Genomic DNA, 23905 nt, shown 5'->3' with positions numbered 1-23905 from the left:
TTCAGTTTTCAAAGAACAATCCAGCAACCAACTTCGTCAGTAAGCTGCTTTCTTTTCTTCACCGCGTTCAGCGGCGACTTTTATAATATATCATACTCTTAAACCGAACGCAATACCTTTTCAAAAAAAATCGATTGATCACCTCATCTAATCATGCGATAACACACATAAAACGACAAGGGAACGAAAAATAATTTATCATATTTCCGCTGTTCAGTCAACACTTTCCCCGGTTTTTTGTCCGATGTGGCCAGATGCTTCTCTTTCTATTGGCCAAGCCTCCGCTGCTCAGGCCGGCATCACGGTCACATCGGAACAATCCGGTGATTACGCGCATATTTCGATAAGTCCTTCGGCGACGCAATGCGTGCATACATGCGGAACACGATGCGGTACCGACGGGAAATCGCCTGGCGTACATCCGAATCCAAGCGGTTATCGCTCAAATCGAACAGCATCTCATCCAATTCCTTGCGAAGCATATATCCTAACTCTCTGCATTCATTATCATTAAACAGGAAACCCAACATCGCAATAAAACCTCCCTCACCGACAGTTCAACGCTTATCCTGAAGCAGTTTTAGCGGCGCTCCATTCCTCCAATGGCATATCATTCCCGGAAAGCCAAAGGATCCGCTTTACTGTTATGCTCAAATTTGTGAGGTTTTATCACAAGTCGATGCCGAACCCCCGCTACAGAAACATGTCCCCTTCTCTTCCCATCATACTGATGCTACGGAGTCATTAACCTGAAGGTAACGGTGCTCTCGATAAGCGCCGCGATCAACAAGACAACTGTTACCCATACCGCTCCCGCTCCGGTCCGCTTGGCCCATGCTATGAGAGAGATGTTTGACCGGTAAAGCCTTGACCCGAACAGCTTCTGCATCACGAGTACGCCGAACTTCAATCCGTAAGCCGCAGCGATAAGGATGGCCGGGATTTCCAATATACCGTGCGGAAGCAATCCTTTGAGCACGATCTCCGTGATATTTTGCCCCATCAGATCCATCATGCGCAGGAGAAAACCAATAACCATCCCGTTGACCACAAGGAAGAAAGCAGGAAGCAACCCGAACAGAAACCCGGCAAACATGATGATGACCGCTTTAATCGCATTGTTGTAAAAGATGAATACGAAGAACGACAGCTCCTGATTGTCTGACTTCATCAGCTGTTCCTTCACCTGTCCGAGGCCGGCCAACTGATCGGTTACGAACGTCTGCAGAACATCAAGCCGGTTCCCGAGCACATAGCCAACAGCGAACAGCAACACGGACGCAAGCAAGTACCAGCGCAATTCGGCCAATGTCTTCCACCATGAACGTAATGACAACATAAGTTCTACCCTTTCCCGCTCTGCGCCGAACGGCTGCAGCCGATCAAATTCGGGTGGCCGCCCGGCAAGAACTGTCATATTTTAATACTCTAAGCATACAGTGTACTAAACAAGCGTGACAAGCTTGCAGCTAATGATCCGTATCCTATTCATCGTAACGAGAGGAGCGCACTTGCATGAGTTCTTTTTACGTATTCAGCGGTAAAAAAATCAAACGCGTCTTTTTCCTTATTGCTGCCGCACTGCTGGCCGCCGGTGTGGTATATGTCGAAAGCGACAACATTACCGTCTTCTCTGAATCCAACCCTTCCGCGATTTACAGTGTTCCGACCGACAAAAAAGTCATTGCTCTAACCTTCGATATTAGCTGGGGTGACAAACGGGCCAAGCCGATCCTTGACATACTGAAGGAAAAGGGCGTAAACAAAGCGACGTTCTTCCTGTCATCCCCATGGAGCAAGACGCATCCCGATATTGTAAAAAAAATGGTGAGCGCCGGTTATGAAATCGGAAGTCACGGCCATAAGCATGTCAACTACAGCAGCCTGAGCGATGAGGAGATTCGTAAGCAAATCACGACCGCCCATCAACTTCTCAAGGAGGTTACTGGTCAAGATGCCAAGCTAATCCGGATGCCGAACGGCGATTTCGACAAGCGGGTACTCCGGATCGCGGACAACCTGAACTACAAAGTCATTCAATGGGATACCGATTCACTGGATTGGAAAAACCCAGGCGTGGATACAATCGTCAAACGCGTCGTCGGCAAAGCCTACCCCGGAGATATCGTCTTGCTCCATGCCAGCGATTCATGCAAGCAGACCCATCTCGCTCTCCCCACCATCATCGACAGTCTGCGGGCCAAAAAATATGAATTCGTCACCGTATCGGAGCTGATTCAGCAGACCGACATGAAGAGCAACCCGATTGAGGACAAGACGACGATGAGCGAGCACCTGCATAAGGCTGTTGGAATGTAGCATATGCACCTTTGCCTTGCCGCATGAAAAAAAGCTGGCGAAATCCCGTCAGCTTTTTGGTATTCCTAGTATTCGGTTCAGCATGAGCACCTGATAGGCGTTGCATGCCGTGAGCGGCAAGTAGACGTACCAGGCCGCAATCCGGCTAATATTCAAGACGGACAGCGTCTCGACTGTCGTAATGGCGATCATGAAGAATAAGGTAGGAATGAATGCGGTCCTGTTGCTTGCCTTGACTTTAAAATGACCGACGATCAGGGCGACTGCGAGCATGGCCAGTCCAAGCAAAATATCGTTCATTGCGTCTCCACCCCGCTGTGATCTATTATCCGCAAGCAGCATGCGCAGGAACATCAGATCCAGCAGAGCAATGACGGTGAGCACCACCTGTATGTACGTCCAAGTTTTTTTGAACAATCCGATGGCAATGAAATTCAACGTAAGATACGCGAAAAAGCCCATCTGCGAGTATACGCTTATAGTAAAACCGCTCAAAATCAACTGCACTACATTCAATACCCCGTCCATCAGGCCATTGAAATTTTGGAACTCTCCCTGAATGAATTGCAGGGACAGACCCATCACTAACGTGATTCCGCCTCCAATAAGGAGCGTGGTCCAAAATAAGTAAAACCATTTTTTCAACGTCAAGGCGCTGCACCTCCGCAATGTTCATTATTTTACCAGAAATCCCATCAAAAAACTATAACTGTTAAACATAATTCACAATCCGCCCTGCCATACTACGCGTGAAGGCATGAATGGGACAGAAAGGAGTGCCGTGCCATGAAGACATCATTCATCCGTCTAACGATGGTTGGCACCATTATAATGCTGCTCGTCACCGGTTGCGGAAGTGAACACCCCACTGCCCAGAGCAGCATGGATTATAAAGAACTAAAAAGCATGGTTATCGATATTCTCAAGAGCGAAGAAGGCCAAAAAGCGGTGCAATCGGCGTCGTCCGGAGGAGCTGGTGCTGGCATGCAGATGAAGACGTTGACGATCCAGCAGCAGGAGCAGATTCGTACGGCAGTCAAAGATACGCTCGTATCGCCTGAATATGAGAAGGTCATCGAAGAGGTTATGAAGGACCCGAAGTTCGCTGGAGAATTCTCCAAAGCCATCAATAAAGAAAATAAAGAGCTCCATCAACAGCTAATCAAAGATCCGACATATCAGAAGGCGTTCGGCGATATGTTAAAGTCGCCCGATATGTCCAAAGCCTATCTCGAACTAATGAAGACCCCGGAATACCGCAAAAACTTGATGACGCTTGTTAAAGATGCCATGGGCAGCCCATTGTTCAAGCTCGAAGTCATGGATTTATTGAGCAAAGTCGTCAAGGAAGAGCTTCAGCCGGAAGAAAAGAAAAAAAAGAAGGAAGGCGAAGGCGGAAAAGAAGAGGGCGGCGGCGAGTCCGGCGGCAGCTCCAGTTCATAGGTCTTCCCTCCCCGGTATATACAAAAGGACTCCGCACGGGAGTCCTTTTGTATATAGCTATGTTCCCGTTCAGGACAAACGCCGAACGACTTCTTCGGCCAACTCGGTATACAGCTTGCCGATAGCCGAATCCGCCTTGTATACCGAAGGCGAGAAGTCCGGCTCTGCCGGGTGATTATCCGGCGAACCGAGCGGAATCTGGGCGATCAGATCAACATGAAGCGCTTCCGCCAGCTTGCCGCCGCCTCCGCGACCGAACACGTACTGCTTGTCTCCACATTGCCCGCACTCGATATAGGCCATATTTTCAACGACGCCAAGGATGTCATGCTTCGTATGGAGCGCCATCGAACCGGCCCGGGCTGCGACGAAGGCAGCCGTCGAATGAGGCGTCGTGACGATAATTTCCTTGCTGTGAGGAATCATCTGGTGAATGTCCAGCGCGATATCTCCTGTTCCCGGAGGGAGATCAAGCAGCACGATATTGAGCTCGCCCCACTCCACTTCCTGGAAGAAATTGCTGAGCATTCTGCCCAGCATCGGGCCGCGCCATACGACCGGACTGTTGTCTTCCACGAAAAAGCCCATCGACATCACTTTGACGCCGAACCGTTCAATCGGGATTACCATGTTGCCCTGCACGATCGGGCGGTCTTCAATCCCCATCATGTCGGGGACGCTGAAGCCGTAGATGTCGGCATCGATGAGTCCGACCCGCTTGCCCAGCCGGGATAGGGCCGCCGCCAGATTGACGGTGACGGTCGATTTGCCAACACCGCCCTTGCCGCTGGCGATGGCGATGAATTCCACGCCTGATGCCGGATTCAACAATGGGTGCTGCTCTATCCCGGCTCCATGTCCTGCCGACTCTGTACCTCGTCTCGGCGCATCTTCATCTGGTTGCAGGCCGATAGCTTGTAGCTCCGCCGCTATCGCCAGCCGGATGCGGATATGGACATCGACATCGTCCAGACCGAGCAGCGACAAGCGGGTCCGAATCTCGCGGGTCAGCCGCTCACGCGCTTCCACATCGGCGGCCTGAGGAGCGATCAGCGCGGTCAGCTTCACTCCTCCTGGCTTGATCATCAGATCGCGAATCCATTGAATATCAGTCAAATCCTGGCCTGTCACGGGCTCCGTTAATCCATGCAACGCTTGCAAAATATCTTCTTTCGTGATCATGATGGCACCTCGTCTCTATCAAGGTCAGCAGACGGACATGCTGCTTCGTTACGTAGTCTATTATATCATAGGAACTCTATTTACCAATGTTTTCCTTTGCCATAAAGCGGAGTATTCCTTTGTATACCGAGGCCGCCACCTTGCGCTGATACTGTTCGTCGGCCAGTTGGCGGGATTCTTCCCGATTCGAGAGGAATCCCACCTCCACGAGTGCCGACGGAATCTCGACACGATCCATCAGATATAAGCGCCGCTCCACCAGCTTGGACACCCGATCCGTATTTTCGAGATTGCGCCGGATCTCGGACTGAATCGATTTAGCCAGACGCTCGCTCTCCGGGTGCCGCTTCGTATAGAACGATTGGGCGCCGCTCCATTTGCCTGACGGAATGCTGTTCATATGCAGACTAATCAGAATGTCCGATTTCTTTTCCTGAACGAAGCTGACGCGCCGCTTCAAGTCCTCCGCCTTGCGCCTCGCATACCCTTTTGTATCCGGGGCGGCCAGATCGTAGTCCCCTTCCCGGGTCATGAAGACGATCGCTCCCGCCTGCTGCAAATAATCGCGCAAATATAAAGCGATAGAGAGATTGATATCTTTCTCAATCACCCCTTGCTTGCTGACCGCGCCGCCATCCGGTCCTCCATGGCCCGCATCAATGACGACGACCTTGCCGGATAACGGTATCGTCCAATAGGTCCATGTCCTCGTGGCCGGCATCTCGGCGGTCATGATGGCGATGATAGCCAGCACAAGGCAGAGGCTGACGATCCATTTACGCACGCTATGCAGCGGTATCCACAGAATTGACGTTTTCTTGCTTCGCTTCTCAGGCCATTTGATCATACAAAAAGTCCACCTCCGTTCCCATACAGACACTAATCATCTATATGGGACAAGGTGGACAAATATACATCGATGTAAGTCTCATCATTGCAAGATGGAGGAGCGGCCTATGTCTTCAGTTGGCGGTATCTGACATGCCTTCGACTAGAATCCGCGCCACTTCCGGCCGTGAAAATTCAGGCGGCGGGCAAATGCCGTTCCGCAGCATCTCGCGCACCTTCGTCCCGGACAAGGCGACATGCCGCTCCTTCGGATGCGGGCATGTCTTGCTGGACGCCATATTGCCGCAAGCGGCGCAATAGAAGCTGTGCTCGAAGAAGAGCGGCATGATGCCAAGCTCTTCCGGTTGGAATTCGCGAAAAATGTGCTGAGCGTCATAAGTGCCGTAATAATCGCCTACACCGGCATGATCGCGGCCGACGATGAAGTGGGTGCAGCCGTAATTTTTGCGAACAATGGCGTGAAAAATCGCCTCTCTCGGACCCGCATATCGCATCGCGGCCGGGAATACGCCGAGAAAGACCCGGTCTCTCGGATAATAGTACTCCAGCAGACTGACATAACTACACATGCGCACATCCGCAGGCACATCGTCGGACTTCGTCTCACCGACGAGCGGATTGAGGAACAACGCATCCACCATCTCCATCGCGCTCTTCTGGATATACTCGTGAGCCCGATGAACCGGATTGCGGGTCTGAAAGCCGACGACGGTCCGCCAGCTACGCTCCCGGAAGATCTGTCTGGTCTCGGCCGGATCGAAGTAATACTCGCCGAAGCGTTCCGGCTTCAGCCTGCGCAGCAAGCGAATACTTCCGCCGACACAGAACGTCGGGCACTCCAGCAACTTCTGGACTCCCGGATGAGCGGTATCGGTCGTGCGGAACACCTGCTCCGCCTCATGGTACAGATCGATCTCGAAGATGCTCTGCACCACGACCGTTCCATATAATACGCCATCCTCTTCGCCGATGAGGGCCGCTTCTTCGCCGATGCGCAAGACGCTTGCGGTGTCCGCATGGACCCGAAGCGTTATCGGAAGGCTCCATACGGTTCCGTCCACAAGCCGCATCCGTTCCACCACATGGCGGTAATCTTCTTCTTTCATGAAGCCCTGTAAGGGAGAAAATGCCCCTATGGCAACGAGATCGGCGTCGGACAACGTTCGTCGATTGATTCGAATGGCCGGCAGTCCCTTCGCGTCGTGCTCAAACCGGTTCACCTCCGCTTCCGGGACGAGCCTGGAGATGAGTTGTCCGCCATGCGGTAAGATTGTAGTCATAAATCGTTCTCCCTTCTCTGGTTACTGATGAAGCCCGCACTCCACCTTGCCGGTTCCGGACCAGCGCCCGGCGCGCGGATTTTCTCCAAGCCGTACCTGACGCGTGCAGTGGGTGCAGCCGATGCTGGGATAGTTCAAATCATGCAGCGGATTATAAATAACGTCATGCGATCGAATGTAGTTCCATACGTCTTCGGAGGTCCATGCGGCAAGCGGATTGAACTTCATGAGGCCGAACTTCGTATCATACTCGACCTTCTTGGCGTTAGCCCGGGTTGGCGCCTGATCGCGGCGAATTCCGGTAATCCATGCATCGTATTGCCTGAGAATGCCAGTGAGCGGCTCGACCTTCCGTATATTACAGCATAGATTCGGCTCTCGTTCCCACAGTGCCTCCCCATGCAGCTTTGCCTGTTCTTCGGGCGAGAGTACGGGGGCGACGCGGACGAACTCCAGATTGTAGCGCTCGCTTAGCCGATCGCGCGTATCATAGGTCTCCCGGAAGTGAAAATGGGTATCCAAATAGAATAAATCAGTTGACGGGCTGATGCACTGGAGCATATCAACCAGGACAACGTCTTCCGCGCCGAAGCTGCATGCGAAGGTCAATTTCGGAAATGTCTCCACCGCCCAGGCAATCAGTTCTTCCGGAGCCGCAAGCTCGAATTCCTCTGCCTTCTTCCGAGCCAGCGCTTCCTTTTCCAACAGATTCATGTGTCGATCCTCCACTCGTAAATTTTTTCCGCATAGATGTGCAACGTCTCGATATTACAGCATATACCGGGACAATGCCCCAGGTGAATGTTCACGGACAACAAAATCGGGCTTGCTGTTCAAGCCCGTTCACGATTGCCAGACCCTAATTGAGAACAACTACGTAGTCTCATTTCCGAAATATGGACTTCAGGTGGCGCAAGGGAGGGTTCAATAAAAGGGATGCCCGGCATATTGCATGCCCATCGGATCATACGATGGCTCCATACACCCGGGGGGAGGACCGAGAATCAGCGATTCCGTTATCGGAGCCACCGCTTTTGCATAATCCTCTTTGTTCACGCAATAGGCGCGCTTCATCACTTCTTTGGGCACGGCCCGGAGAAAATCCGACCCATACACAATATCCGGAGTCGGATGGTCAAAAATCGTAAGGATATGGGCTTGGTTGGATTCGGCAATAATCCAATGAAACCAGCCTTGTGGGAAGATCGAAACTTGAGCGGGCCTCAGATGATAGACCATCAGCTTTCGCGCAAACGGGTTAAACACCGCAGTAATGACCTCACCACGAATAACAAACACCATTTCGGTAACATTCGTATGCCAATGCGGCTGTATAATTATGCCTCTAGTCAGATGAACATTAAAAAAACCATTCTTTATCGCGGGCAATTGTTCACCGAACAATTGCGTAATGTAATTGTACGGATCGCGCTTATAAGTGAACAACTGATCGGAATCGGCAGCCAACGCCAAGTCCGCTGCTTGCAGCACGGTATCGTTCATCAATGCCTTCCTCCTTCTTGGGTAAATGTCTATACACTGTATGCCTGGAAGGAAGGTTGGTGACGGGCAGATACGAATATGGCCAAGTGGTCGAGTTTTAATGACGCCGGAATAAAATGCATTTGATACTATCCGACCGCCACACCTGGTATCTCCTCCGTTTTGGCTTTATAATCGGCTACATTGCCGCCAAAAGTCAAAGTCGCAGCCTGCAAAGATGCGTAATATCGCTCGCGCAGCGATTCGTCCGAAGAAATGGCGATGAGGCATACTTTGGCATTATTATCAATTCAATTCATACAAATATTATTGTAGCAATATTTTAATTACTAACTGGGAGGTGAGCTTATGCACTACAAATTTTGGATTGTTGTGTTAGCGGGTGTTTTGTTGGTCAGCATGCTTGCCCCTACCGCCGGGGCAGCCCTATTCCCTGTAACGCAGGACGCTGTAGAAAAAGATAATACAACCAAGCGTACCGAACAGGTATTATGGGAATATAACAAGAAATACTATCCAACAAGATCGTCCATCCCCCCCGTTTATTACTACAATGATGGCGAGTATGCCGGCAACCTCAACATTACAGTTGTCATTTCGTATGTAAACGGAGATGGAAAGTGGTGGGGCGTAACTTACGAAGGCCCTGTTTATCCAAGCTCATAATTTAAACGCCGCTCATTTCCTACAGGCCCGCCTGGGCCACCCTTATTCCCGACCGCATTTTGATTTCTAAATGGTGCCCCGACCCTTCTCGGTAGCTACGGTACTATTTACTGCCAATTCACACCATAATGATTTATTGTTATTTAAGATGCTTTGAATTTTGTAAAATTTGTTTAAATTGTTCGCGCCGTTTTTCAATACTGGGAAATTTTCTAAATGTCAGATAGGAGAGGCATACAAAAAAATAATATTTGTAGGATGCGTCTTCGCATTTTTCATCATGAATTATATTTTTTTCATTTTATCACCACTTTCTAAAAAAAGGCCATAATTGCCGAGCAGTAGCTGCAACCAACAAAACAACAGAGTACGTAGATTGCATGGCAGAAGGAAACCCCATCTAATAAGAGTTTACCTCGAAAAAACTACGATTAAAAGGCAACCGCTTTGGGTTGCCTTTTAACTTACACACCCCGCCTACAGTCAACATACTCTCCGGAGGGAGAGGGTCGAGATTGGTTAAGAACGGGGAGTATTTCAAGATGAAAGAAAAGGGGGAAAAAGGCATGAGCATTACGCAGATCGCTAAGGAGTTGCAGCTTTTAGAGCTAGGTCCCCCAATAACAGGACACGGCCTTCGCCATACCCATGCATCTTTACTCGGCTAGGACACTTTAATAGCAAAATGACGATGGTCACGGCAGCTTGTCTGATAAAATTAACGCCCCTGACCCGCAAGGGCCAAGGGCGTTAATCGTTGATATAACAGGCTTCTTAACGCTTCGAGAACTGAGGCGCGCGGCGAGCCGCTTTGAGGCCGTATTTTTTCCGCTCTTTCATACGCGGATCGCGAGTCAGGAAACCAGCTTTCTTCAACGAAGAACGCAGTTCCGGATCTGCTTTCAGCAGCGCACGGGAAATGCCGTGACGGATAGCTCCTGCTTGTCCGGAAATTCCGCCTCCGTGAGCCAATACGATTACATCGTATTTGCCAAGAGTCTCCGTAAGGTTCAGCGGCTGCTTTACAATCAGCTTCAGCGTTTCCAAACCGAAGTATTCGTTAATGTCACGTTTATTAATCACGATGCGGCCTTCGCCCGGTACGAGACGAACACGTGCTACCGAGTGCTTGCGACGACCTGTCCCATAGTATTGTACTTGTGCCATGAAACTGTCCTCCCCTTTCTATTATCCGCGAAGTTCGTAAACTTCAGGTTGTTGTGCTTGATGCGGGTGTTCTGCGCCGGCATATGCTTTGATGCGAAGCTTCATTTTGTTGCCCATGCGCGTTTTTGGCAGCATGCCTTGAACCGCAAGTTCAATCATACGCTCAGGCTTCTTGTTCAGCATTTCCTGTGCGCTTGTCACTTTCAGACCGCCTGGATAGAGGGAGTGACGATAGTATTTCTTGTCTTGCAGCTTCTTGCCGGTCAAGACGATTTTCTCTGCGTTGATAACAACAACGAAATCGCCACCGTCAACATGTGGTGTAAATGTCGGCTTGTGCTTACCGCGGATAAGAGCCGCTGCCTCAGAAGCAAGGCGACCAAGTGTCTTGCCAGTTGCGTCAATAACGAACCATTTGCGCTCAACTTCATCTGGCTTCGCCATATATGTGGTACGCATGAAACATCCTCCTCTGATGACCTTCGATACAGTGTGAATGGCACACTGCGTCGCATATCACAATCATTATTGATACCCATCGTTACGATAGTTCGTGTGTATATTCGTTCAGTACGTTCGTTTTCTTGATCTGTCACAAAATCTGTAAATAACTGCCCATAGGCAGCGTGATTTCTTTGCGGGGCTGTGGGAAAGCCTAAAGAAACACAGATGTTATTTTACCGTATTCGCTTCTATTATGCAAGGTCTTTTTTTTCTTCAGTAAGAACCGGGACAACCTGATCCATCCGGTCGTCTCCGTCATATTCAACACGCCACAGCGTCAGACCGTGGGGCACTGCCGTCGGTCCTGCGGACTCCCGGTTTTTCGCTGTGAGAATGGGCACAATATCATCCGGAGAGAACTTCCCCTCGCCCACCCAAATCAAGGTGCCCGCAATGATACGTACCATGTTGTACAAAAAGCCGTTCCCCGTCACGAGTACATGAATCCGGCCCCGGCCAGGCTCATGGTTGACGTTCAATTCATGCTCTAATCGCGCCTCGTAAATCGTGCGCATATTGGTCAGTTTCGGTGATTTGGGCGATGCGACTGACGTAAAGTCATGCTCTCCGACAAAGTGCTGAAGCGCCTGCCGCATCGCCTCAATATCAAGCGGTGCTGGATGATGGAATTCCACATTGCGCCGGAAAACATCCCGTGTCCGTTCCGCCAGGATTGAATAACGATACGTCTTGCGCTTTGCTGAGAACCTGGCATGGAACGATTTGGGAGCTTCCCATGCATCCCAAATGACAATGTCATCGGGCAGACGAGAGTTCATCGCGGCACACCAACGTTCGATGGGTATCGATGACTCGGTCGCGAAGTTCACCACTTGCCCAAGGGCATGCACACCTGCATCCGTACGCCCGGAAGCCGTAACGGTCGCATGCTCCTTTGTTAACATGTGGATCGCTTCTTCGATGCGTCCTTGTATCGTATCCCGACCCGGCTGCGTCTGGTAACCGCTGTATGCCGTGCCGTCATAGCTTACCAGCATTCCAATGTTACGCATATAGCACCTCCGTCGTGAACCGCATGCATGGCAGCGGCTGCCCGGTTCGCGAACGACCGCATTCCCGAGGCGATTAAAAAGAAAAGCTCCTCATGGGAGCCTTCTTTCACGCCGCTACTGCGTCGTTATCGTATCGCTTCACAGGACCGCGAACTTACACGCGGTCAACCAGTTCCAAGTACACCATAGGCGCAGAATCGCCGCGGCGCGGTCCCAATTTCATAATGCGGGTATATCCGCCTTGACGTTCTGTGTAGCGTGGAGCAATATCCGAGAACAACTTCTGGATTGCATCCTGTTCTCCATTCAGCGTCTCACGGCGAACGAATGCAGCCACCTGACGGCGAGCATGCAGATCCTTATCCCCACGTTTCGCCAGCGTAATGAGCTTTTCCGCGATAGAGCGAACTTCTTTGGCTTTCGCTTCCGTCGTCTGAATACGCTCATACAAGAATAAATCAGTTACCAAGTCGCGGAACAATGCTTTACGGGCACTGGAATCACGACCCAACTTTCGGTATGCCATTGCTATTTCCCCTCCTTCTAAGCCAAGCTCCTGTTAGTCTTCCATACGAAGGCCCAATCCGAGTTCTTCGAGCTTCTCTTGAACTTCCTCCAAAGATTTGCGGCCCAGGTTCCGGACCTTCATCATATCTTCTTCGGTCTTCGTAATCAGCTCTTGAACCGTATTGATGCCTGCACGCTTCAAGCAGTTGTAGGAACGAACGGAGAGATCGAGCTCTTCGATTGTCATCTCAAGCACTTTCTCTTTTTTGTCTTCTTCTTTTTCAACCATAATTTCCGCGTCTTTTGCTTCATCCGTCAATCCGACGAACAGCATCAAGTGCTCCGTCAAAACCTTCGCACCGAGGCTCACCGCTTCTTCCGGTCGAATGCTTCCATCCGTCCACACTTCAAGGGTTAACTTGTCGTAGTTCGTCACTTGGCCGACACGCGTATTCTCCACGTTGTAGTTCACGCGGGAGATCGGCGTGTAAATCGAGTCAACCGGGATAACACCAATCGGTTGGTCTTCCCGTTTGTTGCCGTCAGCCTGCACATAGCCACGACCACGATTTGCGAAGATTCGCATATGGAGTCTGGAACCTTGCGCTAAAGTTGCAATGCGGAGATCCGGGTTCAAAATTTCCACATCACTGTCCGCTCGAATATCGCCAGCCGTTACAATCCCTTCGCCATCCGCATCGATCTCGAGAACTTTCTCTTCATCGGAGTGGATTTTGAGCGACAGGGCCTTCAAGTTCAAAATGATTTCCGTTACGTCTTCATAGACGCCTGGAATCGTCGAAAACTCATGCAGGACACCGTCGATTTGAACGGACGTCACCGCAGCACCGGGCAAGGAGGAGAGTAGAATACGACGCAAGGAGTTGCCTAGCGTCGTTCCGTACCCTCGCTCCAGCGGTTCTACGATAAATTTGCCGTATGTGCCTTCCTCATTGACGTCCACGGTCTCAATTTTCGGCTTTTCGATCTCAATCACTGTATAACCCTCCTTCAAACGTCGCTGGCGTTTATCAACGTCAAACACCTACGGTCGGTCGATTCATGCAGTATGCCTAAACATCCATTATTCCCAACAGGCGCTAGCTTAATACTACACGCATCGGTGTGCCATCATTATACGCGACGACGTTTCGGCGGGCGGCAGCCGTTATGCGGGATTGGCGTAACGTCTTTGATCATGCTGACTTCCAATCCTGCAGCTTGCAGAGAGCGGATGGCAGCTTCACGACCTGCGCCAGGGCCCTTAACCATTACCTCAACCGACTTCATACCATGTTCCATTGCCGTTTTGGCAGCGGAATCCGCAGCCATTTGGGCAGCGAACGGAGTCGATTTACGGGAACCTTTGTAGCCCGATCCACCGGAGCTTGCCCAAGAGATTGCGTTGCCGTGCGGGTCAGTAATCGTCACGATCGTGTTGTTGAACGTGGAACGAATGTGAGCCACACCACTCTCGATATTTTTACGGTCACGACGTTTTGTGCGTACGACTTTTTTCGCTTTAGCCATTGCTAGTTATCCCCCCTTATTACTTCTTCTTGTTCGCTACAGTACGACGAGGGCCTTTACGCGTACGAGCATTTGTCTTCGTACGTTGCCCACGAACAGGCAATCCGCGACGGTGGCGGATTCCGCGATAGCATCCGATTTCGACCAAACGTTTGATGTTCAAAGAGATCTCGCGGCGGAGGTCACCTTCTACTTTCACATGTTTATCAATCGCCTCACGGATTTTGTTCACTTCGTCTTCTGTCAAATCGCGAACGCGAGTATCCGGGTTCACACCTGCTTGCGCAATGACTTTCTGAGAAGTCGATTTTCCGATTCCAAAAATGTATGTTAAGGCGATCTCAACGCGTTTATCACGTGGCAAGTCCACACCAGCTATACGAGCCATTAACGCTACACCCCCTTCTTTTATCCTTGTTTTTGTTTGTGCTTCGGATTTTCACAGATTACCATAACGTTGCCTTTGCGTCGAATGACTTTGCATTTCTCGCAAATCGGCTTAACAGAAGGTCTTACCTTCATGCTGAATACCTCCTAGTTATCAAGTTGCACCCGTATCTCCAGCCCGCGTCTGACGGCCTGCAAGTGCTCCGCCGCGATGGCCGGGCGCTACTTCCGATATGTGATGCGACCTTTACTCAAATCGTATGGCGAAAGTTGCACGACCACTTTGTCCCCCGTCAGAATACGGATGAAGTGCATCCGCAGCTTGCCGGAAACATGGGCTAAAATTTGATGACCGTTCTCCAACTCAACTCGAAACGTTGCATTCGGCAACGGCTCAATGACCGTGCCCTCCACCTCAATTACATCTTCCTTGGCCAACGTCATTCTCCTTTCTGTTCAACATCTGCAGCGGCTGACTCTTCCGCAAATTTCATCAGGACGTACCGGAGCTTACTGTTCGTAACCCGGCCGCTCTCCTGTAAACTTCGGACAACCTCATGGCTAATCTCGGGTGACACCTCAAGATGAAGCAAGTTTTTCCGCTTAGGCTGGTCAAACTTCCGTTTGTCCCCATCCGCTATATTGACGTAGCGCGATTCTTCAATGCCGATGATGACTGCGAGCTTGCCCGCATCACGACCTTGAAGCACCTTGACGAATTGGCCGAGACGAGGGGTTAATTGTTCACTCATCTTCCATCACCTACTTAACCAGCTTCGTCAAAATATCGCAACCTTCCGGTGTTACGGCTACCGTATGCTCGAAGTGAGCGCACAGCGTTCCGTCCACCGTCACGACCGTCCAGTTGTCTGCGAGCGTCTTGACATACCGCTCACCAACAATGACCATCGGCTCTATCGCAAGCGTCATGCCCGGTTTGAGACGCGGGCCGCGATCCGGAATCCCGTAATTCGGGATTTGCGGTTCTTCGTGAAGAGCCGTTCCAATCCCGTGCCCAACGTATTCTCGCACGACCGATAAACCTGCATCTTCGATTACGCGCTGGATCGCATGGGATATCGTATAAAGACGCATATCCGGCTTGACCAGGGCGAGACCTGCATAGAGCGATTGCTCCGTTACCTCGAGCAGCCGCCGGGCTGTGTCTGAGATCGTGCCGACGCCATAGGTCCAAGCCGAGTCCCCATGATATCCACGGTATTCCGCACCGATATCTATGCTGATGATGTCGCCTTCGTTTAACTTGCGTGTGCCGGGAATGCCGTGCACCAGTTCTTCGTTGACTGATACGCAGATGCTGCCGGGAAATCCGTTATAACCTTTGAACGAAGGTGTCGCCCCTTGGCTGCGAATGAACGTCTCTGCAATAGAATCGAGTTCACGAGTCGTAATCCCTGGCTTAATGGATTGGGCCAGAAGACGATGCGTTTCCGCTACAATTCGCCCAGCTTCTCTCATGAAGCCTAATTCTACTTCGGACTTACAGATGATCATCTTTTTAACCTCGCAGTAAAGATACGATTTCAGACGTCACCGTATCGATTTCCTTCTCCCCATCAACCTGACGCAACAAGCCCTTGTCCCCATAGTATTCGAGTAAAGGAGCCGTTTTGTTGATATACTCGTCAAGGCGCGTGCCGACCTTCTCCTCGGTATCATCGGACCGCTGGTACAGCTCGCCTTGGCACTTATCGCAAACGCCTGCTTGTGCAGGTGGGTTAAAAATGACGTGGTACGTCGCGCCGCAAGACTTGCAGATACGTCGTCCCGTAAGACGAGCCAGCAATAAATCACGGTCAACGCTCAGATTCATGACGTGGTCCAGCTTCCGGCCCAGCTCCGTCAGGATGCCGTCCAGCGCCTCGGCTTGCGCCAACGTGCGCGGGAAGCCGTCCAGAAGGAAGCCGGCTTCGCAATCCGGCTTCGCGATCCGTTCGCGAACGATACCCACGGTCACGTCATCGGGAACGAGCAGACCTTGATCAATATACTGCTTGGCTTTCAACCCAATAGGGGTGCCTTCGTTCATTGCTTTGCGGAACGCATCACCCGTAGAAATATGGGGGATGCCGAACTCGGCAACAATGCGTTCGGCCTGCGTCCCTTTCCCTGCCCCAGGAGGCCCCATGAATAGAATGTTCATCGAATGTCACTCCCCTTTATGCAAGCACAGGCTTAACTTCGCCGGAAGTGGGGTGCTTCGATGCCATTCGTTAAGCCTCTGCTATACAAGAAACAGCACAATAGGTGCCGATGAGCACAAAACCTCATCAGAACCTATTGCCTATTTATTGATGAAACCTTTGTAATGGCGTTTAATCAATTGGCTTTCAATTTGCTTCATCGTGTCAAGCGCAACGCCAACGACGATGAGAAGCGAAGTTCCGCCGATTTGAACGGAACGAGGCAATCCGGCGAGTGATCCGAAGAACACCGGTATAATGGATACCAACGCCAGGAAGAGGGCGCCTGCCAACGTGATGCGAGTCATGACCCGCGTCAAATATGTGGCTGTCGCTTTCCCTGGACGGATGCCCGGGATATAACCACCGTTCTTCTTCATTTGATCTGCCATTTGTTGCGGGTTTAGCTGTACGAACGTATAGAAGAACGTGAAGCCGATAATTAACAGCACATACAACACCATGCCTAATGACTTGTCGACAGACATATGGTTGATAATCCATTGAGCCCACGGCTTGTCGGCCCAGAACTGTGCTATTGTCACCGGGAACATCACCAGCGATACCGCGAAAATGACCGGTATTACCCCTGCGCCATTCACTTTCAGCGGAATATGCGTATTCTGTCCGCCGTACATTTTGTTGCCGACCACACGCTTCGCGTATTGGACCGGAATTTTGCGGTTACCTTGCTGAATGAAGATAACCCCGACGATGATGAGAACGATGAACAGCGCAATGATGATCATCTTCATGATGTTTAAGAACAGCGCACTGCCTTCAACGAACTGATCCTGCACGATATCGCGGATATGCATCGGAATGCCTGCCACGATACCCGCGAAGATGATAATGGAAATCCCGTTGCCGATTCCCTTCTCCGTAATCTGCTCGCCAAGCCACATCAAGAACGCTGTACCCGCCGTCAATACGATGGCGATTAGGATGAAGTCTGCATACGTGGCATTCGGGACGAGCTCCATGCCATATAGCCGGTTAAATCCAATTGCTGTACCGAATGCTTGGATCAGACCCAGTATCACAGTGCCGTAGCGAGTAACTTGGGCCAGCTTGCGTTTGCCGACTTCTCCTTCTTTGGCCCATTCCGCAAACTTCGGAATGACGTCCATGGTAAGCAGCTGCACGATAATCGATGCCGTAATGTACGGCATGATACCAAGCGCGAAGATGGAGAATTTAAACAACGCACCCCCGGAGAACGTGTTCAGCAAGCCGAACAATTCCGTGCCTTGGTTCGCTGTAGCAAAGACCGATGTATCCACACCGGGAACCGGGACAAAGGATCCGATGCGATAAACGATCAAGATCATAAGCGTAAAAAGAATTTTACGTCTCAGATCTTCGACTCGCCATATATTCGATACGGTCTTAAACATTAAATCACCTCGGATTTGCCGCCGGCAGCCTCGATCTTCTCCACCGCAGATTGAGAGAACTTGTTCGCTTTCACTGTCAGCTTGACAGTCAATTCACCGTTGCCCAATACTTTGATACCGCTCATTGGGTTTTTCACGATGCCTTGTTCCATCAACAGTTCCGGAGTAACTTCAGTGCCAGCCTCGAAGCGGTTCAATTCCGTAACATTCACTACCGCATACTCTTTACGAGTTGGGTTGATGAATCCGCGTTTAGGCAAACGACGGTACAATGGGTTTTGTCCGCCTTCGAAGCCTGGACGAACACCACCACCGGAACGAGAGTTTTGACCTTTGTGGCCGCGGCCAGCCGTTTTCCCGTTGCCAGTACCGATACCGCGTCCAAGACGGCGCTTGCTGTCTTTACGGGAGCCAGGAGCCGGAGAAAGTTCATTCAACATCATCGTTCGTCACACCTCCTTAGTTATTTATGACTCAGCTATTTGTTATCGTTATTGCGTGCGTTGCGATTGAAGCATGCATGAAGGAAGCTTACGCTTCGACTTCTTTGACGTCAACCAAGTGCTTCACTTGGTCAACCATTCCGCGGATCGCTGCGTTGTCTTCATGAACAACCGTCTGATTGATTTTGCGTAGACCCAATGTTCTCACCGTTGTACGATGTGTTTCTGGGCGACCGATCAGACTGCGAACGAGGGTAATTTGCAACTTCGCCATTGTCGTCCCCTCCTTATCCTAACAGTTCCTCAACGGATTTGCCGCGCAATTTCGCTACTTGTTCTGCCGTCTTCAGACGTGACAGACCTTCGAGCGTCGCGTTGACCATGTTGATGGAATTCGAGGAACCAAGCGATTTCGTCAAGATGTCGCCTACTCCCGCCAATTCCAATACGGCACGTACTGGACCACCGGCGATAACCCCCGTACCTTCGGATGCTGGCTTCAAGAGAACTCTGCCTGCGCCGAAATGTCCGATGACCTGATGAGGAATCGTAGTGTTCACGAACGGAACATGGATGAGATTCTTTTTCGCGTCTTCGATGCCTTTGCGGATTGCGTCAGGTACTTCGGATGCTTTACCGATGCCTGCACCAACCCAGCCTTTGCCATCGCCGACGACGACGAGTGCGCTAAAGCTAAAACGGCGTCCGCCTTTAACGACTTTAGCAACACGGTTAATTTGCACAACTTTTTCAGAAAGTTCTAACGTGTTAGGATCAACTCGCAAGTCGTTTACCTCCTTCGATTGAATTCTTAGAATTCAAGTCCGGCTTCGCGTGCTGCTTCAGCCAATGCTTGAATTCGGCCATGATACAAGTAACCGCCACGGTCGAATACGACGTTGTCGTGTCCTTGCGCCTTGGCGCGTTTTGCGATTAATTCGCCTACTTTGCGCGCAGCTTCGACGCCGCCGCCATTCTTGATCTCCTCGCGAAGCTCTTTGTCCATTGTCGACGCAGCTGCGAGCGTAACGCCTTGGACGTCGTCGATAAGCTGAGCGTAGATGTGCTTGGAGGAACGGAATACGTTCAAACGCGGACGTGCCGATGTACCTTCGATTTTCTTGCGGACACGAAGGTGTCTTTTCAGACGCGCTTTATTTTTATTCGCCTTAGTAATCATCTGATTGATTCACTCCCTTCGGAATACCCGTTAAGCTGCTAAGACAAGCGAGCTAGGCAAGATCTTATTTCTTCTTGCCTGCTTTACCTTCTTTGCGGAGAATGCGCTCGCCTTCGTACTTGATCCCTTTGCCTTTGTAAGGTTCTGGTTCACGTACGGAGCGGATTTTTGCCGCATATTCACCAACGCGCTCTTTGTCGATACCTTTGACGATAATTTTCGTCTGTACAGGCAGTTCGAACTCGATGCCCTCTTCTGGTGTAATCTCAACCGGATGGGAGTATCCGACGTTCAACACGAGTTTGTTGCCAGTCTTGTTCGCACGATAACCGACACCAACCAGCTCCAATGTTTTGGAGAAACCCTCCGTTACCCCGTTAACCATGTTGCTGATGATGCTGCGAGTCGTGCCGTGCAAGGAACGGTGAAGTTTATTGTCAGAAGGACGCTCTACATGAATCACGTTCTCTTCAACGGACACTTTCATGTCCTTATGAATTTCACGGGATAAGCTTCCTTTTGGTCCTTTGATAGTAATCACGCTATTGTCCAGAGTGACAGTGACGCCGCCTGGAACTGTAATTGGCTTACGACCAATACGAGACATGTGTTGTTGCACCTCCAATCTTATGCGAATGGTTTACCAAACGTAGCAGATAACCTCGCCGCCGGTTTTTGCTTGGCGAGCTTCTTTGTCAGTCATAACGCCCTTGGACGTCGAGATGATAGCCATTCCGAGGCCACCTAGAACGCGTGGCACCTCAGTGGACTTCGCGTACACGCGCAGTCCTGGCTTACTGATGCGCTTCAAGCCTGTGATGACACGCTCGTTGTCGGCACCGTATTTCAGGAAAATGCGGATAAGCCCTTGTTTGTTGTCTTCGATATATTCTGCATCGCGGATAAATCCTTCGCGCTTCAAGATTTCAGCAATTTGCTTCTTCATCGTCGAAGCAGGCATCTCCACGGTCTCATGACGTACTGTGTTAGCATTGCGAATGCGTGTAAGCATATCAGCAATCGGATCGGACATAACCATTAGTGTAAACCTCCTTCCCGCAACAGGGTTGATTACCAGCTAGCTTTTTTAACGCCAGGAATCTGGCCTTTGTATGCCAATTCGCGGAAACAAATTCTGCAAATTTTGAACTTGCGCAATACAGAGTGTGGACGGCCGCAGCGTTCACAGCGTGTGTATGCCCGTACTTGAAACTTTGGTTTGCGTTGTTGCTTAATTTTCATCGAAGTTTTTGCCACGTGAGTTGACACCTCCTACATCGTGTCCAAGATATCGATTCATGGAATCGTTGCGTTCGTATTCCCTTTTTCGCCTTCGACGCAAATTACTTCACGAAAGGCATGCCGAGTTGCGTCAACAATTCGCGAGACTCTTCGTCCGTTTTCGCCGTTGTTACGACAACGATGTCCATACCACGTATTTTGTCTATTTGATCGTAATCGATCTCAGGGAAGATGAGTTGATCCTTCAGACCGAGTGTGTAGTTGCCGCGGCCGTCAAATGCTTTGTTCGAGACACCGCGGAAGTCACGAACACGAGGAAGCGTAACATTGAACAATTTGTCCAGGAAGTGATACATGCGCTCACCGCGCAAAGTCACTTTCACACCAATCGGCATTCCTTCACGAAGCTTAAAGCCTGCGATAGACTTTTTCGCACGTGTAATTACTGGTTTTTGACCCGCTAACAATTGCAGATCAGCAACAGCCGAATCCAAAACCTTGGAGTTTTGAACAGCCTCACCCATACCCATGTTGATGACGACTTTCTCCACTTTTGGCACCTGCATAACGGATGTATAGTTGAACTTCTGCATCAGCGCAGGAGTAATTTCGTTCAAGTAACGTTCTTTCAGACGAGCTGCCATAAGGTACAAACCTCCTTTCTTAGCGATTAGTCGATGATTGCGCCAGAGCGCTTAGCGACGCGCACTTTTTTGCCGTTCTCCACTTTGTAACCGATGCGCGTTGCTTTACCGGACTTCGGATCCACGTGCATGACGTTGGATACGTGGATAGGCGCTTCTTGCTCGATGATGCCGCCTTGCGGATTATCAGCGTTCGGCTTCTGGTGCTTCTTCACCATGTTGACTCCATCAACGAGAACACGGTTCTCACGCGGATACGCAGCAATAACGCGGCCTTTTTTACCTTTGTCCTTGCCCGTGATAACGATGACTGTATCGTCCTTCTTCACGTGCAGCTTATTGTTATGCGACTCGAGAATTTTCTTCAGTCGTGGCATGTGTCACACCTCCTGCATCTTGCCTGGCCGGCAAGTTGATTAGATCACTTCCGGAGCTAGGGAAACGATTTTCATGAAGTCTTTCTCGCGAAGTTCACGAGCAACCGGTCCGAAAATACGAGTTCCACGTGGGCCCTTGTCTTCTTTTACGATAACTGCCGCGTTTTCGTCAAACGAGATGTAAGAACCATCCTTCCGACGAACCGAGCGCTTCGTACGAACGATCACAGCTCTTACAACGTCGCCCTTTTTGACAACGCCGCCTGGTGTTGCTTGTTTTACAGAACATACGATCAAATCACCAATGTGGGCCGCTTTGCGTCCGGTTCCGCCCAACACGCGAATACACATCAATTCTTTCGCACCAGAGTTATCTGCGACCGCCAAACGTGTGAATGGTTGAATCATTCGATTGTCCTCCTTTCGCTGAAGCTATTCGCTGCTTAAACGATGACTGCTTTTTCTACGATTTCAACGACTCTCCAGTGCTTGTCTTTCGACAACGGGCGAGTCTCCATGATTTTCACAGTATCGCCGATTTTTGCTTCGTTGTTCTCGTCATGCGCTTTGAACTTCTTCGTGTAACGGATGCGCTTGTGATACAGGTCATGCTTTTTGTATGTTTCGACCGCGACGACGACGGTTTTCTCCATTTTATCGCTGACGACTTTGCCGACTTGCACTTTACGAGCGTTACGTTGTTCACTCATGAGTGTTGGGCCTCCTTCCTGCATGCAGGATCTCTATATTCCGATTCAACATCAAGGTCGATTAACTAGTAACCCCAAGTTCTCTTTCACGAACAACCGTATGTGCGCGAGCAATCGCTTTGCGTACATCACGGATACGAGTCGGGTTGTCAAGCTGTCCGGTAGCCAATTGGAAACGGAGGTTGAAAAGTTCTTCCTTGAATCCGGCAATCTTTTGTTCAATTTCGGCAGTGGTCAAATTGCGGAATTCACTAGCTTTCATTATGCTTCACCACCCATTTCTTCACGTTTCACGAACTTCGTCTTGACAGGCAGCTTGTGAGCGGCAAGACGCATTGCTTCGCGAGCTACTTCCTCAGAGACACCAGAAAGTTCGAACATAATCTTGCCCGGTTTAACCACAGCTACCCATTTCTCAACGTTACCTTTACCGCTACCCATCCGAACCTCAAGCGGCTTCGCCGTGATTGGCTTGTCAGGAAAAATTTTGATCCATACTTTACCGCCACGCTTCATGTAACGAGTCATCGCGATACGGGCAGCTTCGATCTGACGGTTCGTGATCCACGCCGGCTCCAATGACTGAAGACCGAAATCGCCAAAGTTAAGCGTTGTGCCGCCTTTCGCTTGACCTTTCATGCGTCCTTTGAATTGCTTGCGGTGTTTTACACGTTTAGGTACCAACATGATTAGTTGCCCCCTTCCTGAGCAGCCTTTTTCTTAGCCGTAGGAAGTACCTCTCCACGATAGATCCATACTTTTACGCCCGTACGACCGTAAGTAGTATGTGCTTCGGCTGTGCCGTAGTCAATGTCAGCGCGAAGCGTATGAAGTGGCACAGTCCCTTCGCTGTAACCTTCCGAACGAGCGATTTCAGCACCGCCCAGACGACCGCTTACTGCAGTTTTGATTCCTTTTGCACCGGCACGCATCGAGCGTTGGAGCGCTTGTTTCAGAGCGCGACGGAACGATACGCGTCGCTCCAGTTGTTGTGCAATGCTCTCAGCGACAAGAATTGCATCCAAGTCTGGAGTTTTGATTTCCGAAATGTTGATGTGCACTTTTTTGCCGCTGGCGATAGTAGTTACTTCGCGACGAAGGGCTTCAACTTCGGAGCCGCCTTTACCGATGACCATACCCGGCTTGGCAGTGTGGATCGTCACGTTCACGCGGTTAGCCGCGCGCTCGATTTCGATGCGGGATACGGCTGCATCTTTCAATTTGTTTTTCAGATACTCACGAATCTTTACGTCTTCGATAAGCAAGGTACCGAAGTCTTTTTCCGCGTACCATTTGGATTCCCAATCACGGATGATACCAACTCGAAGTCCGACTGGATTTACCTTTTGACCCACTCG

General features: G+C 50.5%; 38 protein-coding genes. 3 read left to right on the top strand and 35 right to left on the bottom strand.

Annotation, left to right across the window (positions count from 1 at the left end; genetic code table 11):
• Positions 1 to 305 precede the first annotated feature (305 nt).
• Together PPOP_RS02220 and PPOP_RS02215 are read right to left on the bottom strand one after the other, a co-directional pair.
• Positions 306 to 530: a hypothetical protein gene (locus PPOP_RS02220; protein ID WP_006284398.1), complete on the bottom strand. Its 225-nt coding sequence runs from the start codon at positions 528 to 530 to the stop codon at positions 306 to 308.
• A 203-nt stretch (positions 531 to 733) separates the two neighbouring features.
• Positions 734 to 1417 carry a stage II sporulation protein M gene (locus PPOP_RS02215; protein WP_093470953.1) on the bottom strand — a complete coding sequence of 228 codons (684 nt, stop codon included), beginning with the start codon at positions 1415 to 1417 and terminating at the stop codon, positions 734 to 736.
• A gap of 98 nt (positions 1418 to 1515) precedes the next feature.
• Between PPOP_RS02215 and pdaB the strand changes: the two genes are divergently transcribed.
• The gene (gene pdaB / locus PPOP_RS02210; protein WP_006284395.1) at positions 1516 to 2319 is read left to right on the top strand and encodes a polysaccharide deacetylase family sporulation protein PdaB; all 804 of its coding nucleotides are present in this window, start codon (positions 1516 to 1518) and stop codon (positions 2317 to 2319) included.
• Positions 2320 to 2367: 48 nt separating this feature from the next.
• Here the strand turns inward: pdaB and PPOP_RS02205 are convergent, their stop codons facing one another.
• Positions 2368 to 2970 (bottom strand): KinB-signaling pathway activation protein, encoded by a 603-nt coding sequence (locus PPOP_RS02205; protein WP_042227058.1) that lies wholly within the window; start codon positions 2968 to 2970, stop codon positions 2368 to 2370.
• Positions 2971 to 3105: 135 nt separating this feature from the next.
• Between PPOP_RS02205 and gerD the strand changes: the two genes are divergently transcribed.
• Entirely contained in the window at positions 3106 to 3762 is a 657-nt protein-coding gene (gene gerD, locus PPOP_RS02200; RefSeq protein WP_006284392.1) for a spore germination lipoprotein GerD, read from the top strand.
• A gap of 69 nt (positions 3763 to 3831) precedes the next feature.
• Here gerD and PPOP_RS02195 read toward each other — a convergent pair whose 3' ends face one another.
• The 5 genes from PPOP_RS02195 to PPOP_RS02175 all read right to left on the bottom strand — a co-directional run bounded on the left by PPOP_RS02195 (position 3832) and on the right by PPOP_RS02175 (position 8576).
• Entirely contained in the window at positions 3832 to 4944 is a 1113-nt protein-coding gene (locus PPOP_RS02195) for an Mrp/NBP35 family ATP-binding protein (RefSeq protein ID WP_006284391.1), read from the bottom strand.
• A gap of 76 nt (positions 4945 to 5020) precedes the next feature.
• Entirely contained in the window at positions 5021 to 5791 is a 771-nt protein-coding gene (cwlD, locus tag PPOP_RS02190; RefSeq protein ID WP_006284390.1) for an N-acetylmuramoyl-L-alanine amidase CwlD, read from the bottom strand.
• Between the two features lie 115 nt (positions 5792 to 5906).
• Complete coding sequence (gene sat, locus PPOP_RS02185; protein WP_006284389.1) at positions 5907 to 7073, bottom strand: sulfate adenylyltransferase; 1167 nt, start codon at positions 7071 to 7073, stop codon at positions 5907 to 5909.
• Between the two features lie 21 nt (positions 7074 to 7094).
• A complete protein-coding gene (locus PPOP_RS02180; RefSeq protein ID WP_006284387.1) occupies positions 7095 to 7787 on the bottom strand; it encodes a phosphoadenylyl-sulfate reductase in 693 nt (230 codons plus the stop codon).
• A gap of 210 nt (positions 7788 to 7997) precedes the next feature.
• Positions 7998 to 8576, bottom strand: coding sequence for a cupin domain-containing protein (locus PPOP_RS02175; protein WP_006284386.1), 579 nt, complete (start codon positions 8574 to 8576; stop codon positions 7998 to 8000).
• A gap of 348 nt (positions 8577 to 8924) precedes the next feature.
• Here PPOP_RS02175 and PPOP_RS02170 point away from each other — a divergent pair, with 348 nt between their 5' ends.
• A complete protein-coding gene (locus PPOP_RS02170; protein WP_006284385.1) occupies positions 8925 to 9242 on the top strand; it encodes a hypothetical protein in 318 nt (105 codons plus the stop codon).
• A gap of 774 nt (positions 9243 to 10016) precedes the next feature.
• Here PPOP_RS02170 and rpsI read toward each other — a convergent pair.
• The 27 genes from rpsI to rpsC all read right to left on the bottom strand — a co-directional run bounded on the left by rpsI (position 10017) and on the right by rpsC (position 23902).
• Entirely contained in the window at positions 10017 to 10409 is a 393-nt protein-coding gene (gene rpsI / locus PPOP_RS02165; RefSeq protein WP_006284382.1) for a 30S ribosomal protein S9, read from the bottom strand.
• Positions 10410 to 10430: 21 nt separating this feature from the next.
• Positions 10431 to 10868 carry a 50S ribosomal protein L13 gene (gene rplM / locus PPOP_RS02160; RefSeq protein WP_006284380.1) on the bottom strand — a complete coding sequence of 146 codons (438 nt, stop codon included), beginning with the start codon at positions 10866 to 10868 and terminating at the stop codon, positions 10431 to 10433.
• Between the two features lie 236 nt (positions 10869 to 11104).
• On the bottom strand, positions 11105 to 11926 hold the full coding sequence (gene truA / locus PPOP_RS02155; RefSeq protein WP_006284378.1) for a tRNA pseudouridine(38-40) synthase TruA: 822 nt from the start codon (positions 11924 to 11926) through the stop codon (positions 11105 to 11107).
• A 154-nt stretch (positions 11927 to 12080) separates the two neighbouring features.
• Entirely contained in the window at positions 12081 to 12452 is a 372-nt protein-coding gene (gene rplQ, locus PPOP_RS02150) for a 50S ribosomal protein L17 (RefSeq protein WP_006284377.1), read from the bottom strand.
• 33 nt (positions 12453 to 12485) lie between these two features.
• Complete coding sequence (locus PPOP_RS02145) at positions 12486 to 13430, bottom strand: DNA-directed RNA polymerase subunit alpha (RefSeq protein WP_006284376.1); 945 nt, start codon at positions 13428 to 13430, stop codon at positions 12486 to 12488.
• 137 nt (positions 13431 to 13567) lie between these two features.
• The gene (gene rpsK, locus PPOP_RS02140) at positions 13568 to 13963 is read right to left on the bottom strand and encodes a 30S ribosomal protein S11 (protein ID WP_006284374.1); all 396 of its coding nucleotides are present in this window, start codon (positions 13961 to 13963) and stop codon (positions 13568 to 13570) included.
• A gap of 19 nt (positions 13964 to 13982) precedes the next feature.
• Positions 13983 to 14351, bottom strand: a complete 369-nt coding sequence (gene rpsM / locus PPOP_RS02135) for a 30S ribosomal protein S13 (RefSeq protein WP_006284373.1) — start codon at positions 14349 to 14351, stop codon at positions 13983 to 13985.
• Positions 14352 to 14371: 20 nt separating this feature from the next.
• Complete coding sequence (rpmJ, locus tag PPOP_RS02130) at positions 14372 to 14485, bottom strand: 50S ribosomal protein L36 (RefSeq protein ID WP_003333770.1); 114 nt, start codon at positions 14483 to 14485, stop codon at positions 14372 to 14374.
• Between the two features lie 87 nt (positions 14486 to 14572).
• The gene (gene infA, locus PPOP_RS02125; protein WP_006676514.1) at positions 14573 to 14788 is read right to left on the bottom strand and encodes a translation initiation factor IF-1; all 216 of its coding nucleotides are present in this window, start codon (positions 14786 to 14788) and stop codon (positions 14573 to 14575) included.
• Positions 14789 to 14790: 2 nt separating this feature from the next.
• The gene (locus PPOP_RS02120; protein WP_006284369.1) at positions 14791 to 15102 is read right to left on the bottom strand and encodes a KOW domain-containing RNA-binding protein; all 312 of its coding nucleotides are present in this window, start codon (positions 15100 to 15102) and stop codon (positions 14791 to 14793) included.
• Between the two features lie 10 nt (positions 15103 to 15112).
• Entirely contained in the window at positions 15113 to 15865 is a 753-nt protein-coding gene (gene map / locus PPOP_RS02115) for a type I methionyl aminopeptidase (protein WP_006284367.1), read from the bottom strand.
• A 4-nt stretch (positions 15866 to 15869) separates the two neighbouring features.
• Complete coding sequence (locus tag PPOP_RS02110; protein ID WP_006284366.1) at positions 15870 to 16514, bottom strand: adenylate kinase; 645 nt, start codon at positions 16512 to 16514, stop codon at positions 15870 to 15872.
• Positions 16515 to 16655: 141 nt separating this feature from the next.
• A complete protein-coding gene (secY, locus tag PPOP_RS02105; RefSeq protein ID WP_006284364.1) occupies positions 16656 to 17951 on the bottom strand; it encodes a preprotein translocase subunit SecY in 1296 nt (431 codons plus the stop codon).
• Positions 17951 to 18394 carry a 50S ribosomal protein L15 gene (gene rplO, locus PPOP_RS02100; protein ID WP_006284363.1) on the bottom strand — a complete coding sequence of 148 codons (444 nt, stop codon included), beginning with the start codon at positions 18392 to 18394 and terminating at the stop codon, positions 17951 to 17953. The genes secY and rplO overlap by 1 nt, the downstream gene beginning before the upstream one ends.
• Positions 18395 to 18482: 88 nt before the next feature.
• Positions 18483 to 18668 (bottom strand): 50S ribosomal protein L30, encoded by a 186-nt coding sequence (gene rpmD / locus PPOP_RS02095; RefSeq protein ID WP_006284362.1) that lies wholly within the window; start codon positions 18666 to 18668, stop codon positions 18483 to 18485.
• A 13-nt stretch (positions 18669 to 18681) separates the two neighbouring features.
• Positions 18682 to 19179 carry a 30S ribosomal protein S5 gene (rpsE, locus tag PPOP_RS02090; RefSeq protein WP_006284361.1) on the bottom strand — a complete coding sequence of 166 codons (498 nt, stop codon included), beginning with the start codon at positions 19177 to 19179 and terminating at the stop codon, positions 18682 to 18684.
• Positions 19180 to 19205: 26 nt separating this feature from the next.
• The gene (rplR, locus tag PPOP_RS02085; RefSeq protein WP_006284360.1) at positions 19206 to 19574 is read right to left on the bottom strand and encodes a 50S ribosomal protein L18; all 369 of its coding nucleotides are present in this window, start codon (positions 19572 to 19574) and stop codon (positions 19206 to 19208) included.
• Between the two features lie 64 nt (positions 19575 to 19638).
• Entirely contained in the window at positions 19639 to 20181 is a 543-nt protein-coding gene (gene rplF, locus PPOP_RS02080) for a 50S ribosomal protein L6 (protein WP_006284359.1), read from the bottom strand.
• Positions 20182 to 20214: 33 nt separating this feature from the next.
• On the bottom strand, positions 20215 to 20613 hold the full coding sequence (rpsH, locus tag PPOP_RS02075) for a 30S ribosomal protein S8 (RefSeq protein WP_006284358.1): 399 nt from the start codon (positions 20611 to 20613) through the stop codon (positions 20215 to 20217).
• A 32-nt stretch (positions 20614 to 20645) separates the two neighbouring features.
• Positions 20646 to 20831, bottom strand: a complete 186-nt coding sequence (locus tag PPOP_RS19880; protein WP_006676503.1) for a type Z 30S ribosomal protein S14 — start codon at positions 20829 to 20831, stop codon at positions 20646 to 20648.
• A gap of 86 nt (positions 20832 to 20917) precedes the next feature.
• A complete protein-coding gene (rplE, locus tag PPOP_RS02070; protein WP_006284356.1) occupies positions 20918 to 21460 on the bottom strand; it encodes a 50S ribosomal protein L5 in 543 nt (180 codons plus the stop codon).
• Between the two features lie 26 nt (positions 21461 to 21486).
• Positions 21487 to 21837 (bottom strand): 50S ribosomal protein L24, encoded by a 351-nt coding sequence (rplX, locus tag PPOP_RS02065; protein ID WP_006284355.1) that lies wholly within the window; start codon positions 21835 to 21837, stop codon positions 21487 to 21489.
• Positions 21838 to 21876: 39 nt separating this feature from the next.
• On the bottom strand, positions 21877 to 22245 hold the full coding sequence (gene rplN, locus PPOP_RS02060; protein ID WP_006284354.1) for a 50S ribosomal protein L14: 369 nt from the start codon (positions 22243 to 22245) through the stop codon (positions 21877 to 21879).
• 35 nt (positions 22246 to 22280) lie between these two features.
• The gene (rpsQ, locus tag PPOP_RS02055; RefSeq protein ID WP_006284352.1) at positions 22281 to 22547 is read right to left on the bottom strand and encodes a 30S ribosomal protein S17; all 267 of its coding nucleotides are present in this window, start codon (positions 22545 to 22547) and stop codon (positions 22281 to 22283) included.
• 61 nt (positions 22548 to 22608) lie between these two features.
• The gene (gene rpmC / locus PPOP_RS02050; protein WP_006284351.1) at positions 22609 to 22809 is read right to left on the bottom strand and encodes a 50S ribosomal protein L29; all 201 of its coding nucleotides are present in this window, start codon (positions 22807 to 22809) and stop codon (positions 22609 to 22611) included.
• A complete protein-coding gene (gene rplP / locus PPOP_RS02045) occupies positions 22809 to 23234 on the bottom strand; it encodes a 50S ribosomal protein L16 (protein WP_006284350.1) in 426 nt (141 codons plus the stop codon). The genes rpmC and rplP overlap by 1 nt, the downstream gene beginning before the upstream one ends.
• Before the next feature lie 2 nt (positions 23235 to 23236).
• Complete coding sequence (gene rpsC / locus PPOP_RS02040) at positions 23237 to 23902, bottom strand: 30S ribosomal protein S3 (protein WP_006284349.1); 666 nt, start codon at positions 23900 to 23902, stop codon at positions 23237 to 23239.
• Positions 23903 to 23905: the final 3 nt, after the last annotated feature.

This window comes from Paenibacillus popilliae ATCC 14706 (assembly GCF_000315235.1).
Taxonomy (GTDB): Bacteria; Bacillota; Bacilli; order Paenibacillales; family Paenibacillaceae; genus Paenibacillus_B; species Paenibacillus_B popilliae.
Note: the sequence above shows the minus strand (reverse complement) of the source record. Positions and strands in the feature narration are given on the sequence as shown.

What these genes read in the sequence shown, in the direction of transcription:
- rpmJ (WP_003333770.1), bottom strand. Translation starts at nt 14,485, where the DNA reads ATGAAGGTAAGACCTTCTGTTAAGCCGATTTGCGAGAAATGCAAAGTC.
- rplF (WP_006284359.1), bottom strand. Translation starts at nt 20,181, where the DNA reads ATGTCTCGTATTGGTCGTAAGCCAATTACAGTTCCAGGCGGCGTCACT.
- PPOP_RS02215 (WP_093470953.1), bottom strand. Translation starts at nt 1,417, where the DNA reads ATGACAGTTCTTGCCGGGCGGCCACCCGAATTTGATCGGCTGCAGCCG.
- pdaB (WP_006284395.1), top strand. Translation starts at nt 1,516, where the DNA reads ATGAGTTCTTTTTACGTATTCAGCGGTAAAAAAATCAAACGCGTCTTT.
- PPOP_RS02195 (WP_006284391.1), bottom strand. Translation starts at nt 4,944, where the DNA reads ATGATCACGAAAGAAGATATTTTGCAAGCGTTGCATGGATTAACGGAG.
- rpsM (WP_006284373.1), bottom strand. Translation starts at nt 14,351, where the DNA reads ATGGCTCGTATAGCTGGTGTGGACTTGCCACGTGATAAACGCGTTGAG.
- PPOP_RS02180 (WP_006284387.1), bottom strand. Translation starts at nt 7,787, where the DNA reads ATGAATCTGTTGGAAAAGGAAGCGCTGGCTCGGAAGAAGGCAGAGGAA.
- PPOP_RS02110 (WP_006284366.1), bottom strand. Translation starts at nt 16,514, where the DNA reads ATGAACATTCTATTCATGGGGCCTCCTGGGGCAGGGAAAGGGACGCAG.
- gerD (WP_006284392.1), top strand. Translation starts at nt 3,106, where the DNA reads ATGAAGACATCATTCATCCGTCTAACGATGGTTGGCACCATTATAATG.
- secY (WP_006284364.1), bottom strand. Translation starts at nt 17,951, where the DNA reads ATGTTTAAGACCGTATCGAATATATGGCGAGTCGAAGATCTGAGACGT.
- rpsK (WP_006284374.1), bottom strand. Translation starts at nt 13,963, where the DNA reads ATGGCTAAAGCGAAAAAAGTCGTACGCACAAAACGTCGTGACCGTAAA.
- rpsI (WP_006284382.1), bottom strand. Translation starts at nt 10,409, where the DNA reads ATGGCACAAGTACAATACTATGGGACAGGTCGTCGCAAGCACTCGGTA.
- rplN (WP_006284354.1), bottom strand. Translation starts at nt 22,245, where the DNA reads ATGATTCAACCATTCACACGTTTGGCGGTCGCAGATAACTCTGGTGCG.
- rplX (WP_006284355.1), bottom strand. Translation starts at nt 21,837, where the DNA reads ATGCCACGACTGAAGAAAATTCTCGAGTCGCATAACAATAAGCTGCAC.
- rpsQ (WP_006284352.1), bottom strand. Translation starts at nt 22,547, where the DNA reads ATGAGTGAACAACGTAACGCTCGTAAAGTGCAAGTCGGCAAAGTCGTC.
- map (WP_006284367.1), bottom strand. Translation starts at nt 15,865, where the DNA reads ATGATCATCTGTAAGTCCGAAGTAGAATTAGGCTTCATGAGAGAAGCT.
- rpsH (WP_006284358.1), bottom strand. Translation starts at nt 20,613, where the DNA reads ATGGTTATGTCCGATCCGATTGCTGATATGCTTACACGCATTCGCAAT.
- rplO (WP_006284363.1), bottom strand. Translation starts at nt 18,394, where the DNA reads ATGATGTTGAATGAACTTTCTCCGGCTCCTGGCTCCCGTAAAGACAGC.
- rplM (WP_006284380.1), bottom strand. Translation starts at nt 10,868, where the DNA reads ATGCGTACCACATATATGGCGAAGCCAGATGAAGTTGAGCGCAAATGG.
- rpmD (WP_006284362.1), bottom strand. Translation starts at nt 18,668, where the DNA reads ATGGCGAAGTTGCAAATTACCCTCGTTCGCAGTCTGATCGGTCGCCCA.
- sat (WP_006284389.1), bottom strand. Translation starts at nt 7,073, where the DNA reads ATGACTACAATCTTACCGCATGGCGGACAACTCATCTCCAGGCTCGTC.
- PPOP_RS02220 (WP_006284398.1), bottom strand. Translation starts at nt 530, where the DNA reads ATGTTGGGTTTCCTGTTTAATGATAATGAATGCAGAGAGTTAGGATAT.
- PPOP_RS02120 (WP_006284369.1), bottom strand. Translation starts at nt 15,102, where the DNA reads ATGAGTGAACAATTAACCCCTCGTCTCGGCCAATTCGTCAAGGTGCTT.
- PPOP_RS02170 (WP_006284385.1), top strand. Translation starts at nt 8,925, where the DNA reads ATGCACTACAAATTTTGGATTGTTGTGTTAGCGGGTGTTTTGTTGGTC.
- PPOP_RS02175 (WP_006284386.1), bottom strand. Translation starts at nt 8,576, where the DNA reads ATGAACGATACCGTGCTGCAAGCAGCGGACTTGGCGTTGGCTGCCGAT.
- cwlD (WP_006284390.1), bottom strand. Translation starts at nt 5,791, where the DNA reads ATGATCAAATGGCCTGAGAAGCGAAGCAAGAAAACGTCAATTCTGTGG.
- rplQ (WP_006284377.1), bottom strand. Translation starts at nt 12,452, where the DNA reads ATGGCATACCGAAAGTTGGGTCGTGATTCCAGTGCCCGTAAAGCATTG.
- truA (WP_006284378.1), bottom strand. Translation starts at nt 11,926, where the DNA reads ATGCGTAACATTGGAATGCTGGTAAGCTATGACGGCACGGCATACAGC.
- rpmC (WP_006284351.1), bottom strand. Translation starts at nt 22,809, where the DNA reads ATGAAAGCTAGTGAATTCCGCAATTTGACCACTGCCGAAATTGAACAA.
- rplP (WP_006284350.1), bottom strand. Translation starts at nt 23,234, where the DNA reads ATGTTGGTACCTAAACGTGTAAAACACCGCAAGCAATTCAAAGGACGC.
- rplR (WP_006284360.1), bottom strand. Translation starts at nt 19,574, where the DNA reads ATGATTACTAAGGCGAATAAAAATAAAGCGCGTCTGAAAAGACACCTT.
- rplE (WP_006284356.1), bottom strand. Translation starts at nt 21,460, where the DNA reads ATGGCAGCTCGTCTGAAAGAACGTTACTTGAACGAAATTACTCCTGCG.